Annotated in this window: 14 protein-coding genes and 1 tRNA gene; 8 read left to right on the top strand and 7 right to left on the bottom strand. The window is 55.3% G+C overall.

Annotation, left to right across the window (positions count from 1 at the left end):
* Window positions 1-119: 119 nt before the first annotated feature.
* The 5 genes from N1689_RS11290 to ompC all read left to right on the top strand — a co-directional run bounded on the left by N1689_RS11290 (window position 120) and on the right by ompC (window position 8,740).
* Complete coding sequence (locus N1689_RS11290; RefSeq protein WP_260058904.1) at window positions 120-2,036, top strand: Ig-like domain-containing protein; 1,917 nt, start codon at window positions 120-122, stop codon at window positions 2,034-2,036.
* 304 nt (window positions 2,037-2,340) lie between these two features.
* The gene (locus N1689_RS11285; RefSeq protein ID WP_222925462.1) at window positions 2,341-3,696 is read left to right on the top strand and encodes a TolC family outer membrane protein; all 1,356 of its coding nucleotides are present in this window, start codon (window positions 2,341-2,343) and stop codon (window positions 3,694-3,696) included.
* 16 nt (window positions 3,697-3,712) lie between these two features.
* Window positions 3,713-5,857 carry a type I secretion system permease/ATPase gene (locus N1689_RS11280; RefSeq protein ID WP_222925200.1) on the top strand — a complete coding sequence of 715 codons (2,145 nt, stop codon included), beginning with the start codon at window positions 3,713-3,715 and terminating at the stop codon, window positions 5,855-5,857.
* Window positions 5,854-7,023, top strand: a complete 1,170-nt coding sequence (locus N1689_RS11275; protein ID WP_161732172.1) for an HlyD family efflux transporter periplasmic adaptor subunit — start codon at window positions 5,854-5,856, stop codon at window positions 7,021-7,023. The genes N1689_RS11280 and N1689_RS11275 overlap by 4 nt, the downstream gene beginning before the upstream one ends.
* 598 nt (window positions 7,024-7,621) lie before the next feature.
* Window positions 7,622-8,740, top strand: a complete 1,119-nt coding sequence (gene ompC / locus N1689_RS11270; RefSeq protein WP_161732173.1) for a porin OmpC — start codon at window positions 7,622-7,624, stop codon at window positions 8,738-8,740.
* A gap of 26 nt (window positions 8,741-8,766) precedes the next feature.
* Here the strand turns inward: ompC and N1689_RS11265 are convergent, their stop codons facing one another.
* Together N1689_RS11265 and N1689_RS11260 are read right to left on the bottom strand one after the other, a co-directional pair.
* Window positions 8,767-8,961 (bottom strand): hypothetical protein, encoded by a 195-nt coding sequence (locus N1689_RS11265; RefSeq protein WP_150010500.1) that lies wholly within the window; start codon window positions 8,959-8,961, stop codon window positions 8,767-8,769.
* A gap of 149 nt (window positions 8,962-9,110) precedes the next feature.
* Window positions 9,111-9,221, bottom strand: coding sequence for a response regulator (locus N1689_RS11260; protein WP_202604857.1), 111 nt, complete (start codon window positions 9,219-9,221; stop codon window positions 9,111-9,113).
* Between the two features lie 172 nt (window positions 9,222-9,393).
* On the opposite strand from N1689_RS11260, the gene apbE reads away from it, so the two are divergent.
* The 3 genes from apbE (at window position 9,394) to N1689_RS11245 (ending at window position 12,829) form a co-directional block, all read left to right on the top strand.
* Window positions 9,394-10,440, top strand: a complete 1,047-nt coding sequence (apbE, locus tag N1689_RS11255; RefSeq protein WP_260058902.1) for an FAD:protein FMN transferase ApbE — start codon at window positions 9,394-9,396, stop codon at window positions 10,438-10,440.
* Window positions 10,440-11,081: a DNA oxidative demethylase AlkB gene (gene alkB, locus N1689_RS11250; protein ID WP_222925202.1), complete on the top strand. Its 642-nt coding sequence runs from the start codon at window positions 10,440-10,442 to the stop codon at window positions 11,079-11,081. Before apbE ends, alkB begins: the two co-directional genes overlap by 1 nt.
* 95 nt (window positions 11,082-11,176) lie before the next feature.
* Window positions 11,177-12,829 (top strand): multidrug ABC transporter permease/ATP-binding protein, encoded by a 1,653-nt coding sequence (locus tag N1689_RS11245; RefSeq protein ID WP_161732176.1) that lies wholly within the window; start codon window positions 11,177-11,179, stop codon window positions 12,827-12,829.
* Between the two features lie 157 nt (window positions 12,830-12,986).
* Here N1689_RS11245 and N1689_RS11240 read toward each other — a convergent pair whose 3' ends face one another.
* The 5 genes from N1689_RS11240 to N1689_RS11215 all read right to left on the bottom strand — a co-directional run bounded on the left by N1689_RS11240 (window position 12,987) and on the right by N1689_RS11215 (window position 16,573).
* A complete protein-coding gene (locus N1689_RS11240) occupies window positions 12,987-13,703 on the bottom strand; it encodes a 4'-phosphopantetheinyl transferase (protein ID WP_161732177.1) in 717 nt (238 codons plus the stop codon).
* Window positions 13,704-13,775: 72 nt separating this feature from the next.
* Window positions 13,776-13,979: a hypothetical protein gene (locus tag N1689_RS11235; protein WP_161732178.1), complete on the bottom strand. Its 204-nt coding sequence runs from the start codon at window positions 13,977-13,979 to the stop codon at window positions 13,776-13,778.
* Between the two features lie 439 nt (window positions 13,980-14,418).
* Window positions 14,419-14,495: transfer RNA gene (locus N1689_RS11225), tRNA-Pro, on the bottom strand.
* Between the two features lie 73 nt (window positions 14,496-14,568).
* A complete protein-coding gene (gene yejM / locus N1689_RS11220) occupies window positions 14,569-16,323 on the bottom strand; it encodes an LPS biosynthesis-modulating metalloenzyme YejM (protein ID WP_161732179.1) in 1,755 nt (584 codons plus the stop codon).
* A 22-nt stretch (window positions 16,324-16,345) separates the two neighbouring features.
* Entirely contained in the window at window positions 16,346-16,573 is a 228-nt protein-coding gene (locus N1689_RS11215; RefSeq protein WP_010248348.1) for a YejL family protein, read from the bottom strand.
* Between the last annotated feature and the right edge of the window lie 94 nt (window positions 16,574-16,667).

Here is a 16,667-nt window from a genome sequence, read left to right as displayed (position 1 = left end):
AATCAGTTCCGACCAGCGAAAACGGGCAGCGTCAGCTGACCCACTACCTATCGACAGTCTTAACGTCCGGTTTATCCGGGCCCTTTGGTCTGCATTTCTGTTCTGAACTGAGGTTACCTATGTCAACACGCGATACGCTTCGTTCCGTCCGGTTCGAATCCATTTTCCAGACGGCGGTGAGCGACTTTGCCGTCGCCGACAGCGCGCTGCCTGCCATTGCGCCAGTCACAACGCAGAGTCTCTCTCTGCCTGTTACCCCTTTCTCTGCGGAGTCACCGCATAGCAGCCCACTCAACTACAGTGCCCTGGCTGTCAGCGCTGTTGAGAGCCCCCCTCCTGTTGCGCTACGCCCCTATGAACCTCTTGCTATGGATGGTGTTATTGCCGGCTGGGAGGCGCAAAAACCGGTACATCTGCGCGGCCGGGCGGAAGGCGAAGCAGGCTCAACGGTCACACTGACGTTCAACGACCAGAGCTGGCACAGCACCGTTAACAAGTGGGGCTACTGGAACGCTTCCATGCCGGTTGAGGCGCTAAAAGGTGTGCCGGATGGCAATCACTCGCTGACGCTGACCCTTACCGATAAAGCGGGCCACAGCACCACAACCGACGTCGATTTTGGTCTCTATGTTGACCGCACCATCAAACCGACACTGACAGTGGACACGATCAGTGGCGACAACGCGGTAAATATTGCTGAGAGCATTTACGGCGTTGAAATCAGCGGTAGCGCAACGCACCTGCCGGTGGGGTCGGTGCTGAAATTAACGTTGGGCACGCAAACGACCACCGCCGTCATGGGACGTGATGGCAAGTGGTATGGCTCTTTCCAGGAAAGTGATATGAAAGCGCTGGCGGATGGCGTCTACAGTCTGAAAGTCACGGCGACCGATCCCAATGGAAAAACCGCGACCGAATATCACGATCTGACGTTGATTACTCACCTGAGTAGCGTGCCCATCATCACCTTTGATAAGGTCACGTCGGACGACGTCATTAATCTGGCGGAAACCCAGCAGGATCTGCTGCTGAGCGGCACGCTCTCTACCGTGATGCCGGGTCACCGGCTGGTGATCACCGGTGCCAACCAGAAAGATTATGCCGCCACAATAGGCGAAGATGGACACTGGCAGGTGGTAATCCCGGCAGCGGATGTGCCCGCTTTTATCAACGTTGGAGAAATTCGTGCCTGGTCGATCGACGGGGCCAAAAACTACCTTGACGTCACGCATGAGCTGAATATCCACACCGGTTTTATTCCGATCTACACCGAAATGGATATCGACGGTGACATGACGCTTAACTATCAGGAGGCGCAGCACGATCTGAGCTTCTACGTTGAAGGTGCCAACACCCTGGAGATCAACGGTAAAACCTACCAGCCTGATGCCAAAGGTATGGTAACACTGACCTCCAGCGAGCTGCTGGCACTGCCGGATGGCCCGGTCGCCGCCATCTTTCACCGCTGGGATGAATATGGCAACAGCGACACCCAGACCAGCGATAAACTCTTTACCGTAGCCGTGCATCAGCGCCCGACGCTGACCCTGGATACGGCTTTTGGTGACAATAAAATTGATGCTGCCGATGTCAACAGCTGGCATCTGATCCAGGGTAGCTCCAGCCATCTGCAACCGGGCAGCCTGGTAGAATTAACGCTGGGCGATCAGCACTACAGCGCCAGCGTAAAAGCGGATGGTGGCTGGGCGCTGACTATTCTGGCCGGACAGCTGGCACCGCTGGATAATGGTGAGTACCAGATGACGGTCAGCGGCAAAGACAGCGCCGGTAATCTGGCCACGGCCAGTCAGACGGTGCAGGTGGCATCGCATACCGAAACGGCCAGCCTGATGGCGGACCAGACGGTGGATAATTTGCTTGAAACCGTCACTCTCACTCAGCAGGCAGAGACTGCGTACGTTGCGCACACCTCCACGGCTTCTGCTGTTCCGCAGGAGAGCCATCTCTTCTCCGATGTTCCTTATACCCTTGCCGACCATCTGCTGCAGCATCCTGCAGCACAGCCGATAGTCTGACGCCGACACATTAGTAAAAGCACTGCCTTCCGGACAGGTTTGTTAAGCCTGTCTGGATTGGCATGGACTTGTCTGATGGTTGTTTTTCGTCCGTTCAGGAGAAATATTAATGATTTCATCTATTTTTAGCAGGAATAAGCGCGGGATATGATCTAATAATGTTAAATGTCGTTTGGCGTCCCGCTAACAAACCATAAAAAAAATAAAGCAATAACGCTGTCTGGCTCTGAGACATACTCCTTTTAGCTCGCTTTGTTCACCAGGAAAAACACCATGATGATAAGAACCCCTGCTGGTATTGATGATGAACAAAGCGCGATTAACTTTTTTGTTGTGCGCCCTGAGTGGCGTGGCAGTGCACGCGGCCTTTGCCGCACCGTTACCTAAAGCCGAATTTAACTGGCGTGCTGCGCCGACCGAAGAACAGATTGCCAGCTTAACGCTGCGCGACGCCATTCTCCGGGCCTTCGCCCGCAATCCGAAAATCTCGGAAGCGGCGGCACAGATCCACGTCGGCAAGGGGGATATGGATGCCGCCCGCAGCGCCTGGTATCCGCAGATCTCACTGCAGGGTGCCGCGGGACGCTCTCACCAGACCGACTCCGCTGGCAGTCTGAACAATAATGGCTCCGGCGGTATCACACTCAGTCAACTGCTTTATGATTTTGGCCGCACCGGCAGCGCCATCGATGAACAGCATGCGCTGTCAGATGCCTATCGTTTCGGCTTGTTTGATTCGATGACTACCGTGGCGGAAGATACGCTGCAGGCCTACCTTGAAGTCAAACGCTATCAGGCGCTGTCTGAAACGGCGCACACCAATATCGCCTCGCTGCAGCGGGTACGGGATATTGCAAAACTGCGCGCCGATGCCGGACTCAACTCGCAGTCAGATGTTTTGCAGGCGGAAACCCGCATCGCCGCAATGCAGGCCACGCTTGAGCAATATCGTGCCCAGCACCGTTCCGCCACCGCGCAGCTGACTGTGCTGACCGGCGTGGTTCCCGCCACGCTGCCGGAACTGCCACAGGCGCTGCTTAAGCAGCAGATCACCCTCGACAAAATCGCCTATGAAAGCAGCGCGGCGGTGCGCAGCGCGCAGTCGAAACAGGAAGCCGCCCGTGAACGGGTGCGCCAGGCAGAGTCCGGTCACTGGCCGACGATTAAAGTGCAGGCGGGCCGGACCCGCTATGAAAACGATCGTGCGTCTTACTGGGATGATGAAGTGCAGCTGCAGGTGGAAGCGCCGCTTTATCAGGGCGGCATGGTCAATGCCAGAACCGCGTCAGCGGAGGGCGATCGTGAAGCGGCGCAGGCCGCAGTTCAGCAGGCCAAACTCGCCATTAATCAGAATGCCTCCACCGCCTATGCCGACATGATTGGCGCGCAGCAACGGCAGGCTGCCGGGGAAGTGCAGCTGGCCAGCGCCGACCATACCCGAAATGTCTACGCCGATGAATATCGCCTGAGCAAGCGCAGCCTGAACGATCTGCTGAGCGTGGAACAGGATGTGTTTCAGGCTGACAGCTCACGTATCACCGCGCTTTATGACGGCTGGGATGCCACCGTGCGCTATGCCGCCGCGGTAGACAATCTGCTCGATATCATGGGTATCGATCGCCAGCAAAGCAGCGGCGATCTCCTTCCTTCGCTGCAATAGCGATAAGGCATTAATAATGAGTACATCAACCCTGAATACCGATAACTGGATTGCCGCCATGCTGCGCGTCGCCGCGCGATTCGGTAAACCTGCCGATGGCAAAACCCTGCGTCAGCAGATGCGCTGGTTTGAACATCTGCCGGTGTCCCAGCAGCTGGAGCGGCTCTCCGGGCTGCTGGGATTGCATCTGACCATGGTGCCGCAGAACAAACTGCGCTGGCGTCAGGAGATCACTCCGGTAGTGCTGGTGCTGGAAAATGCCAGCGTGGCGGTGCTGGAGAGCATTGATGCCGACGGCAGCGCGCGCTACTGGCTCAGTGAAGGCGGCGATGTGGTGCGTGAAAGCGCCTTATCGGAACTGCTGGCACGTGCTCAGGGCGATGTCGGGGTGATAGGCGTAGCGGCGCGTGGCCGGGATGCGCGTATCGACGAATTCGTTCAGCCCTATGAGCCGCACTGGTTCTGGAAAAACTTTCGCGGCATGGGGCGCCGTATTACCGAGATCTCGCTGGCCTCAGTGATCAGCAACGTGCTGGCGCTGGCCGGTATTCTTTTTTCGATGCAGGTCTACGATCGGGTGATTCCGGCGCAGTCGCAATCCACGCTGTGGGTGCTGTTTGTCGGGGTGCTGATCGCCGCGGCCATTGAGTATGTGATCCGGCTGATGCGCACCCAGGTATCAGACCTGATGGGTAAACGCATCGACCTCAAAGTCTCGGCCATGCTGTTTGCCCGGGCGATGAGTATCCGAAATGAGGCGCGGCCAAAATCGACCGGCTCCTTTATCTCGCAGCTGCGTGAGATCGACCAGGTGCGCGAGTTGCTAACCTCAACTACGGTGGGTGCAGCAGCCGATCTGCCGTTTGTCATCCTGTTCCTGTTTATCATGTCATTTGTGGGGGGCTGGCTGGTGCTAATCCCGCTGGCGGCGATCCCGCTGATCGTCATTCCCGGCCTGCTGGTGCAGATTCCGATGGCGAAGCTGGCCAAAGAGGGGCTGCGCGAGGGCGCGCTGCGCAATGCAGTGCTGGTGGAGACCATCGAGGGGATTGAGGATATCAAGGCGCTACAGGCGGAACCCTATTTTCAGCGTCAATGGGAACAAACCCACGAAGTCAGCGCTTCAATCAGCAATCAGCAGCGGTTATGGGGCGCGCGTCTTACCGGCTGGGCGTCAACCGTGCAGCAGCTCACCTATGCCGGAATGCTGGTGTTTGGTGTCTATCTGGTGCTCGATTCTCAAATCACCACCGGTACGCTGGTCGCCTGTAGCCTGCTCTCATCCCGTACCATCGCCCCGTTAATGCAGCTGACGATGGTTTTCTCACGCTGGCAGCACGCCAAAATGGCGATGAAAGGGCTGGATGAGCTGCTGAAAAAGCCGCTCGATCAGCCTGAAGCCGCTACGCTGGCGCACTGTCCGACGCTTACCGGCCAGTACGATCTGCGCAATGTCCATTACAGCTATGACGAAGAGAATGAAAAGAATGTGCTCAACGTGCAGCAGCTGCAGATCAAGCCCGGCGAGAAGATTGCCATTCTGGGTAAAGTCGGGGCAGGGAAGTCGACGCTGCTGAAGATCCTGGCCGGTCAGGCGCAGGCCACTCAGGGCAAGGTGATTGTCGATGGCGTCGATATTGAGCGTATCGATCCTGTCGATTTACGCCGTCAACTCGGCTGGCTGTCGCATGACTCCCGTCTCTTCTTTGGCACGCTGCGGCAGAACCTGATGCTGGGTAATCCCCACGCCAGCGAACAGGAGATGCTGCAGGCGCTGCGCATCAGCGGCGCACTGTCGCTGGTCCAGCAGGATGCCGCCAGTCTGGATCGCATTATTAATGAAGGCGGACGCGGACTGTCAGGCGGGCAGCGTCAGATGGTGATGCTGAGTCGTATGATCCTGCGGCAGCCGCAGGTCGTCCTGCTGGATGAGCCGACTGCGGCCATGGATGAACAGCTGGAGGAGCATGTGATCCGTCAGCTACAGGGCTGGATCAGTGGCCGGACGCTGGTGCTGGTGACGCACCGGCCGGCGCTGCTGAAGATGGTCGACCGTATTGTGGTGATGGATAACGGCCGGATTGTGGCCGATGGTCCGCGTGACGAGATCCTGCGCCGTGCGACGACGCCAGCGACGCCAGGGAAAGGAGATGCTGCATGAGTCTGGTTATTGTTGATAAAGATCTTGCCCGTCATGAGCGCCGGACATCGGCGATTATCTGGCTCTGCACCGCCGCACTGGCAATTTTTCTCATCTGGGCGCACTTCGCCATTCTGGATGAGGTGACCGTCGGCATCGGCAAGGTAACACCTTCCAGCCGCGCGCAGGTGATCGACAGCCTGGACGGCGGCATCGTCAAACAGCTGAATGTGCATGAGGGCGATATTGTTGAGAAAGGGCAGGTGCTGGCCACGCTCGATCCGACGCGCTTCCAGTCCAACTTCGGCGAAGCACAGGCCAAAGTGCGCACGCTGCGTGCCTCATCCGAAAGGCTTGAGGCGGAGTTGTCAGGCACGCCGCTTACGTTCAGCGCCGAAACCCTGAAGGAGCCGAACCTGGTCACGCGCGAACGGCAGCTCTACGAGTCGCGTCGTCGTAATCTCACCGAAACCATCAGTAACCTGCAGCAGTCGCTGAGACTGGTACAGGATGAACTGCGGCTGACGGAACCGCTGGTGGCTAAGGGTGCGGCAGGGCAGGTCGAGGTGATTCGTTTGCGCCGTCAGGTCAGCGATCTGCGCGGTAAAATTGATGAGGCGCGTAACGACTATCTGGTGCGCGCCCATGAAGAGCAGGTGAAAAACAATGCCGAACTGGATGCACAACTGCAGGTTGCTGCGGGCAAAGAAGATCAGCTGACGCGTGCCACGCTCTACTCGCCGGTACGCGGCATCGTCAAAGATATTCAGGTCACCACGGTCGGAGGCGTACTGGAGCCGGGCGGTAAACTGATGGAGATTGTGCCGCTGGAGGATCAGCTGCTGATTGAGACGCGTATCAATCCACGTGATATCGCGTACATCCGCCCCGGTCTGGCCGCCACCGTAAAAGTGACCGCCTATGACTCTTCTATCTATGGTGATCTGCCCGGCGAAGTTGAAACGGTATCGCCCGATACCCTGCAGGATGAGGTAAAACGCGATCAATATTACTATCGTGTTTACGTTCGTACTCAGAAAGCAGAGCTGACCAACCGTGCCGGACGAAAATTTCCGATTGTGCCGGGTATGGTGGCTAACGTGGAGATTAAAACCGGTCAGAAATCGGTCATGGACTATCTGATTAAGCCGCTGAATAAAGTCAAAGAATCGCTGCGCGAGCGCTGAAAATCAGCACCATAACCACTCTCCGCCTGCTTAATTACGGTGATAAATTAACATGGCGGATATTTCATCATTCAGGGCGCAAAGCGTGCGAAATTTAGCACTCTGTGCGGAACTAGGGCAGGGTTAATTTAATCAGCTTAAGAAAGTTTACGCAGATATAACGGAACGGCAAATTTCAGGCAAAAAAATGCCGGACAACGTGTCCGGCGGGAAATAATAAGTTGTACATCTCATTCGGGGAGAATGAAGGTAATAATGGAATAAATGATGATAGCGGGGACTATTCTATTACCAGATGCCGTAAAAGTTTTATCATTCAGTGCTTCATAAAGCTCTGATGCAACCTGTTGATAACAAACAATACGAATTGAGATTAACGATTCGTGCGCTGATTTTTATCGATCTGTGCTGGTTATTAGTTCCCCGATATTTACATTAAGAAATAACTGTTTCGATCTATGAAACAGTTTTGGAAATTTAGTAGCATTTTCCTGGTGGATTATTGCCCGTTATATAACAACAATGGCCTGCCGGCTGAATTTTTAATCATTCAGTTCGCAGTGGCAAATAATAAAGGCACATAACAGAGGGTAATAAAATGAAACGTCGCGTTCTCTCCCTGGTGATCCCTGCATTGCTGGTTGCAGCAGGATCAGCAAACGCAGCTGAAATCTATAACAAAGACGGCAACAAATTAGACCTCTTCGGTAAAGTTGACGGTCTGCACTACTTCTCTGACAACGACAGCTCTGACGGCGACCAATCCTACGTGCGCTTCGGCTTCAAAGGCGAAACCGAAATCAGCGATCAACTGACCGGTTACGGTCAGTGGGAATATCAGGCTGCGCTGAACAACGCCGAGTCTGAAGGCACTGCTGATAGTTTCACGCGTGTCGGCTTTGCCGGGGTAAAATTTGGGGATGCGGGCTCGTTCGACTACGGTCGTAACTACGGCGTAGCTTACGATATCGGCGCATGGACCGACGTGCTGCCCGAGTTTGGTGGCGATACCTATGGCGCAGATAACTTTATGTATCAGCGTGGCAACGGCATGGCGACCTACCGCAATAATAACTTCTTTGGTCTGGTGGATGGCTGGAACTTCGCCGTGCAGTATCAGGGCAAGAATGGCAACAACACCGAATCTGCAAATGGCCGTGACGTACTGGGTCAGAATGGCGACGGCTGGGGTCTGAGCACCACGTATGATCTGGGTCAGGGCTTTGGCATTGGTGCCGCGGCTTTCCAGTCTGACCGTACCAACGATCAGAACAGCGCGACATCAGGTATTCTTGGCCGCGGCGATAAAGCGGAAGTGTACACGGGCGGTCTGAAATATGACGCAAACAATGTCTATCTGGCCGCGATGTACTCGCGTGCTTACAATGCGACCCGCTTTGGTGACAGCAGTGACGCCTCTTCAGCTTACGGCTATGCGGATAAAGCGGATAACTGGGAACTGGTTGCACAGTATCAGTTCGACTTCGGCCTGCGTCCATCCCTGGCCTATGTCACCTCACGCGGCACCGATGTTCAGAACTGGGGCAAACAGAATCTGAAAAAATATATTGATGTTGGCGCGACCTACTACTTCAACAAAAACATGTCTACCTATGTTGATTACCAGATCAACCTGCTGGACGACAACGCGTTCACCGACGCAGCCGGTATCAATACCGACGACGTGGTGGCACTGGGTCTGGTTTACCAGTTCTAAACGTTCTGAGTTGTCAGGGAGCGCAGTTACCGCTGCGCTCCTGCATCGCCTTCCGGGCTGAGCGCTTCAGCCTTTTGCCACTTCGTGGGTTCCGGTGCTGTCGTTACCGACGACACAACACTGCCGAATCGCGCACCTTCAAATGCGACACCTGCCAGCGTAAAGGCTGAAAAGCTCAGCCAGTGATGCCATGCCGACGGCCACTTCTGTGAATTTTTCATTCTGCACCTCTCAGAGATAAACACTGTTTCAACAGTGCAGAATTCATGCCAGCTTTACCGCTCTCACAGCCACAGATGGCGCGCCCGTTTTGATACACTTGCCGCACGCATCAGAGAGGCATTGCCCCAATCAGGTGCAGTCAGGCTTGTTAATGGCGCGGCCGTGAAGGTGTCATATGACGATGACGACGCTGTTCGACCACTTTATAACTTCCGTAAATAAACAGGCCCAGGGCCATAACGAGAATCGCATAAATCATCTGTAGCTCCTTACTTTGAAATAATGTTTATCGCCTGTCGGGAGGCGGGATCAGGATAGATGACCAGTGAATGTTCTCGTGATTCAGAAAAATATTCAACGCTATTTAAGCTAATTTACCCGAAGTTTATGCTTTGTAGCAGAGACTAATAAAGTGTTACATGCGAGGAAGGATGCGTTCTCAGATTAATCTGCTGTTTATAGTGACGTTAGTACTGATGTTAGCAGCCTGCGATAAGCCAGCAGCAACAACCGCACTGGTACTGGAAGGAAAAACGATGGGAACCGTCTGGCGTGTGAGCCTGGCGGGTGTGGAGATCGAACGTAAAGCGGAGCTGCAGCAGCGCATCCAGCGGCAGCTGGATGCGGACGATGCTGAACTCTCAACCTGGAAAGCCGATTCCGTGTTATCACGCTTCAATCAGAGCCGGGATCTGTCACCGTGGGCAGTAAGTGAAAACATGGCGGATATTGTCACCACCTCACTGCGAATTGGCCGTAAAACCGGCGGGGCGATGGATATTACTGTCGGGCCACTGGTTAACTTATGGGGTTTTGGCCCGACCAGACAGCCAGCTCATACGCCGGATGCTGCACAGATCGCCACCGCCCGGGCGCAGACCGGGTTGCAGCATCTGCGGGTGGTGCAGGGTGCAGACGCGCAGTGGCTGCAGAAAGATCTGCCTGACCTTTATGTCGATCTCTCAACAGTGGGCGAGGGCTTCGCAACCGATCATCTGGCGCGCCTGATGGAGCAACTCGGCATCAACAACTATCTGGTGTCGGTCGGGGGCGCGGTGCTGAGTCGTGGTCTGAATGCGCAGCAGCAGCCGTGGCGCGTAGCGATTCAGAAACCGACCGATCGCGAAAATGCGGTTCAGGCGCGCGTTGATCTGCAGGGACACGGTATCAGCACATCCGGCAGCTATCGCAACTATTATGAACTGGATGGCAAGCGCATTTCTCATGTGATCGATCCCGTTACCGGACGGCCCATTGAGCATAAACTGGTTTCCGCCACGGTGATCGCCACTACGGCACTGGAAGCCGACGGCTGGGATACCGGATTGATGGTACTCGGTACCGAAAAAGCCAAAGCGCTGGCGATAAAAGAGCATCTGGCGGTCTATCTGATCAGTAAGCAGGGCGATAAATTTGTCAGCTGGATGTCGCCGCAGTTTGCTGCTTTCCTGATCCCCGACAAATCCGGAGAACCCTGATGTTAGATCTTTTTAGTGAAGAGCACCCCTGGCAGGAGCCGCTGGCTGAAGGTGCCATGATCCTGCGGCGTCGCGCGCGCGAAGATGCAGAAGCGCTTTATCAACAGATCCTGACAATTGCGGAACAGAACCCGTTTGCCCATCGCATTACGCCCGGCGGTCATCGCATGTCGGTGGCGATGACCAATTGCGGCGATTTTGGCTGGTCGGTGGATTCACGTGGCTACAATTATCAGCAGCAGGACAACCTCAACGGACGTAAATGGCCACCAATGCCGCCGCTGTTTCGTACTCTGGCACAGCAGGCAGCATCAGAGGCAGGATTTGCTGATTTTAATCCGGATGCCTGCCTGCTTAATCGCTATGAACCGGGCGCGAAGCTGACACTGCATCAGGATAAAGATGAGAAAGATTTGCGCCAGCCTATCGTTTCGGTGTCGCTGGGCTTGCCTGCGGTTTTCCAGTTTGGTGGCTTCGAGCGTGGTGACACAACTCAGCGTGTGCTGCTGGAACACGGTGATATTGTGGTATGGGGCGGGCCGTCGCGCCTGCGCTACCACGGCATTCTGCCGCTGAAGCCAGGCGTTCATCCGCTGGCCGGTCCCTGGCGTTATAACCTGACGTTTCGCCGCGCCTTTTGACCCGTTACGCCGGTCACGGCGTGGTGAGAATAACTATTGCTATCATTTGGCATCCCATTACACTGCAGGCTATTTTTAGCTGATGGATTGCCTGCATGACGTTGTTAAGCGTTGTTTTTCGCCAGTTCCGCTGGCCTTTTATCGGGGTGATTGCGCTGACGTTGTTAAGCGCCGTGCTGGGTATCGGCATGATCGCCTTTATCAACCGCGAAATGATTGTCGCCATTAACACCTCTTTTGCGGTGTTGCCGCAGTTTCTGTTGCAGCTGGTGGTGCTGATGGCGGTGACGCTGGCCTCGCAGCTGGCGCTGACGATGCTCGGCCATCAGTTTGTCTGGCGACTACGCGGCGAATTTATTAAGCGTATCCTCGATTCCCGGGTTGAACGTATCGAGCAACTTGGCAGCGCGCAGTTGCTGGCAGGACTGACCAGCGATGTGCGGGCGATTACGCTGGCCTTTGTGCGCCTGCCGGAGCTGTTTCAGGGCGTCATCATTACGCTTGGCTCGGCACTTTATCTCGCCTGGCTGTCCCCGAAAATGTTGCTGGTGACCAGTCTCTGGCTGGGTGTCACGCTGGTGGGCGGCTGGATGCTGGTTTCACGCGTCTACCAGCACATGGCAAAGCTGCGGGAAATCGAAGACAACCTTTATCGCGATTACCAGACGGTGATTGAAGGGCGCAAAGAGCTGCAGCTTAACCGCTCCCGTGCACAGCAGGTCTATGACACCGTGTATCAGGAGGATGCCCGTGCCTGGCGTCACCATATTGTACGCGCAGATACATACCATCTCAGTGCGGTTAACTGGTCGAATATCATGACGTTAGGCGCTATCGGCATGGTCTTTTTTATGGCCAACAGCCTGGGCTGGGCTAATACCGCCGTCGCCGCTACCTTTTCCCTGACGCTGCTGTTCTTACGCACGCCGCTGCTCTCGGCGGTGGGTGCGTTACCGACGTTGCTCAGTGCCCAGGTCGCATTCCGTAAGCTCAACGCCTTTGACCTCGCCCCCTATCAGCCCGGGTTTCACGCGCCATCTCCCGTCTCTGACTGGCAGACACTGGAGCTGCGCGACGTCTCTTTCCATTATGGTGATAACGGTTTTCAGGTCGGGCCGATTAACCTGACGTTGCGCCGGGGGGAACTGGTGTTCCTGATTGGCGGCAACGGCAGCGGTAAATCGACGCTGGCGATGTTGCTGACCGGGCTGTATCAGCCGCAGTCCGGCACGCTGCTGCTGGATGGTAAAGCGATCACGGCAGAGGAGCTGGATGTGTGGCGCAGTCAGTTTTCGGCGGTCTTCACCGACCTGCATCTGTTTGACCGGTTGATCGGGCGGGAAGGCGTGGCAGCCAATCCGGCGCTGGTGCAGCAGTGGCTGGAGCGGCTGAAGATGCAGGACAAACTGAAGATTGAAGGCAACAAAGTGCTGAACCTGCGGCTATCTAAAGGGCAGAGTAAACGACTGGCACTGCTGCTGGCGGTGGCGGAAGAGCGCGATGTGCTGTTACTGGATGAATGGGCGGCAGATCAGGATCCCCATTTTCGCCGCATCTTTTATCGTGAGCTGCTGCCGTGGTTGCAGCAGGCGGGTAAAACGGTGTTTGCCATCAGTCATGACGATCACTACTTCATTCATGCCGATCGGCTGCTGGAGATGCGCGAAGGTCAGTTAACGGAGCTGACCGGTAATGAGCGCGATCTCGCCACACTCGACTCGGTAAAGCGCACCGACACCGGACTTTGACGGCAACTGGCAAAACTTAGCAGAAAAGCGCACTGGCGTGCTGCGCGTCAGACAGGCTACTTTAGCAATCATCAGAAACGTCAGTTTCTGCCATCCTGAAACGTCTTCTTTCGTCTGTGTTTACCCCGGCTAAATACCCTTGTTTAGCCGGTTTTTTTTAAAGCCGATGCGAGACCAGGGTGATCACCTGATTTTCCTGCCACATAAAGTCCGCTTCCAGTAACGTACCCCTCACAAAACGCTCGCCGAAGTGCTGAGTCAGGCGCAGCGTGGCACTTTGCTGCGCGAAATCTACGGACACCAGTGCCGCATCCAGAAAGTCCATCGGCTGATGCAGTTGTGGCCATAGTGCTTTATATACGCTCTCTTTGAGTGAGAAGAGCAGGGTAGCGGCCGCACTGAAGGAGACGGGCAGTGTCTGCAACAGCTGCTGTTCCTGCTCATTCATCAGCAGGCTGGCCGTTTCCTGCGCGGTGGTCACCGACATGAGCTGCTCGACGTCGACCCCGATAGCGCAGGGCTGACGCGTAGCCGCCACCACGACGACACCACTACTGTGAGACAGTGAGGCCTGAATGCCAGCGGGCCAGCAGGGAGATCGGTCAGGCGCGTTGGTCAGAATGAAATCATCAATGCCCAGTTCTGCCATTACTGACCGGGCAAGTAATCGGCTGGCGAGATATTCCGCACGTCTTTTATTGACCGCCTGCTGCAGTCGGGCAGGCAGCGGAATACGCCATTCGACAGCCAGCGCGTCATGATATTTTTGTGGGTCAAAGTGACTCACCGCCAGCAAAGGATCGCTGTGGTTAAGATGACAGGAAAGGATAAAGCCGCCTGCAACAGGCGGCAGCGGCAGGTCGGGATAGCGCATGCGAAACCATCATCAGAACCTAAAAAGGCATTTAATCAGGCGCGATGGTTCTGGGCAAGCAGCCCGCCGCAATCAGTCGTTGGGAGGAATGGCAAAACTCTTGAGAGAAACAACGAAATGGTGGTGACCCCTGCTGATGCGTGCACCCCGGTTGCACCAGTGGCTCGCCAGACGAAAGAAATCGTCGCTGCCAATGTCATACGCCAGTTCCACTTTGCTAATGCCTGAATGAAGTAACGCTTCTGCATCTTTCAGGCTTTTCGCTTTGATCGCCATAAAAATTATCCGTCAATTTCTGGGAAGTTCAGGGTAGTTATTTTCTGTGACATTTTTGTTTCAGTTTGATGAAAAAGCGCAGCGGGCGACTACTTTTGTGAAGCGGGTCAGGCTTTTTTGCAAGCGATAACCTGATGATTTCATGAAGAATGCTAACCCCGTTCGGGATTAATCTGAATGTTAAGCCATGGGAAGTCGTGACAGAGAGAGGCCGCGTCAGACGCGGCCTCGTGGGTTACTTTTCGTCTGGCGGAGAAGGTTGCTTATCGCCAGACTCGGGTGCTTCTGTTGGATCGTCTTTTTCGATGAATGTCATGAACTCTCCTCTTGTTACCCACATGCTTTTAAGTATAGATCGGATTGCGGAAGGTGCGAGGAAAGTGAAGGTCTGATGACAGAAACGCAAAAAGCAGCCTTTTGGGCTGCTTTTCGGGGAATTTGGTCGGCACGAGAGGATTTGAACCTCCGACCCCGGACACCCCATGACCGTGCGCTACCAGGCTGCGCTACGTGCCGAACTCTGGAGGATTAGTCTACTGGTTATCACCATTAATGCAAGATACCTGCAAACTATTTGCCTGATAATTAATCAGTTAGCGATAAACCGCTTCTCCTCGGTGAGTACCTGCAACAGCAGCGCCAGTTCTGGCTTGTGATCTTTCAGCGCGTTGCCCTGCGCATCATAAGCGCGATAGCTGCCGTTGTTGTTGAGTACCAGCGTCACCTGCGGCGTGGTAATGACCAGTTTATTCTCTTCACTGCTGGCGACCCAGTCATGGCGACGACGCGCTGCAAACAGATCTTCACCCTGCGAGTAATTCACCGGATTGGTGCGCACATGCAGCAGGCGCTGCATCAGCGTCGCCATCACATCCTGATGATCAGAAAGGCGATCAACAGTCTGCGCGGGGGTATCAGGCCAGTGAATCACTAACGGCACCTGCAATGTCTGGCGGTTTCCGGCACTGTCAGGATTGCCGTCCAGCGCCAGGCCACGCTGCGCGGTGATCACCACGACGGTGTTCTTCAGTAAATCACGCGCCTGCAGGCTGTTAAGTACCGCCTGAATCTGTTCATCAACAGCCGGAGCCTGACGCAGGTAGCTGCGCTGACGGGCTTTAGCACTGTCGCCGGTCACATCAGGGCCGTTCAGGGCAATCCATGAGAACCAGGGTGCCTGTGAACCGTTCTGTTTCTCCAGCCAGTTCTGCCATTGCGCCACCGTGCTGGCGTTGGGCTGACTGTTGGTCGCAGGCAGTGAATAATCGGTCAGTAGTGCCTGCCGGTAGAGCGGCGGATTAAAGCCTTCGGAGGAGAACAGGCCAAACTGATAACCCTGGGTACTCAATGCACCCAGCAGCGCAGACGGCGTCCGGGAGGCCAGAATTCCGTTCATATAGCTGGAGGAGATACCGTAGAACAGGCCAAATAAGCCTTTCTCCGGCGTATCACCCGCGCTGTAGTGCTGCGTGAAACGCACGTTTTCGCTGGCGAACTGATTGAGTTGCGGTAGCGCTTTGGCCAGCGTAGCGTTGTTCAGACCATCAACCGTCAGCACCAGCAGATTGTTACGCGTGCCGGCATCACGGAACGTAATATCGCTCAGCGGATACTCCACCGCCACCGCTTCCGGGTCGCCTTGCTGAATCAGCCGACGCTGATACTCCTGCGCATCGAGCAAGCCGTGACGTTCCAGGAAGCGGCGGGCGGTCATCGGATAGGAGAGGGGCAGATTGGCACGCTGCATGGTAATCGGGCGATAGAAGTTGGCATCAGCCCAGATATACATCAGGTGGCTGGCAAAGAAGGCGCTGATAAACAGGGCGGCGACAGGCTTGCCAAATGAACGGCGATTCAGGCTGCGTAGCTTTTGCCAGCTCCAGGTCGCAAACAGCATCTCGACCAGGAAAATCAGCGGCACGCTGATAAACATCAGCTGCCAGTCGCGCGCCATCTCGCTCTGATCGGGGTTAATGACCAGCTCCCACACCACCGGATTCAGGTGCAGGTGGAAACGGCTGAATACCGCACTGTCGACCATCACCAGCGTCAGCCCGGCGGTAGCGACCACCGCGGACAACACCCGCATCAGCCGTTGCGACATCACTACAAAGGTCAGCGGGAAGATAATCAGCAGATAGGCGGCAAACACGACAAAACTGAAATGACCAACCCAGCTGGTATAGGCGTAGATACGCCCCGCCAGCGAAGAAGGCCAGTCGGCGACCAACAGGTAGCGACTGCCTAAAATCAGCGCGAATAAGATATTAAACAGAGCAAACCAGTGCCCCCAACTGATCATCTGGGAGACTTTTTCGCGGTAGCGCTGCCGGTTGGTTACCATATTATGAAGTCAAATCAGCCAATTAATGGGCGTTGTCGTCGCGCACAGATGCCTGAAGGGCATCGGCGAAAGATCGTGCCAGTGAACGACGTTGCGCCGGAGCGACATCGCTGTTAATTAAGTTGGTCACCATATTTCCCAGTACCATCAGGGAGAGATCGGTGGGGGCTTTGTCCTTGTGCAGGATTTGGGCCATTTCCGCGAGGAGTTGTTCCACGCGTTCGTCACTGTAGCGTGATGATTGTGCCATATCGTCGTCTAAGCTCATTTCAAAAGGCGATATATTACCGGAAGAGCGCACTTTTTACCGCAATTTTATCGAAAGCACCGCGTTCGCTTTCAGC

This window comes from Pantoea sp. XY16 (genome assembly GCF_025153065.1).
Taxonomy (GTDB): domain Bacteria; phylum Pseudomonadota; class Gammaproteobacteria; order Enterobacterales; family Enterobacteriaceae; genus Pantoea; species Pantoea alfalfae.
The sequence above is the reverse complement of the archived record's forward strand: the minus strand, read 5'-3'. Positions and strand labels throughout refer to the sequence as shown.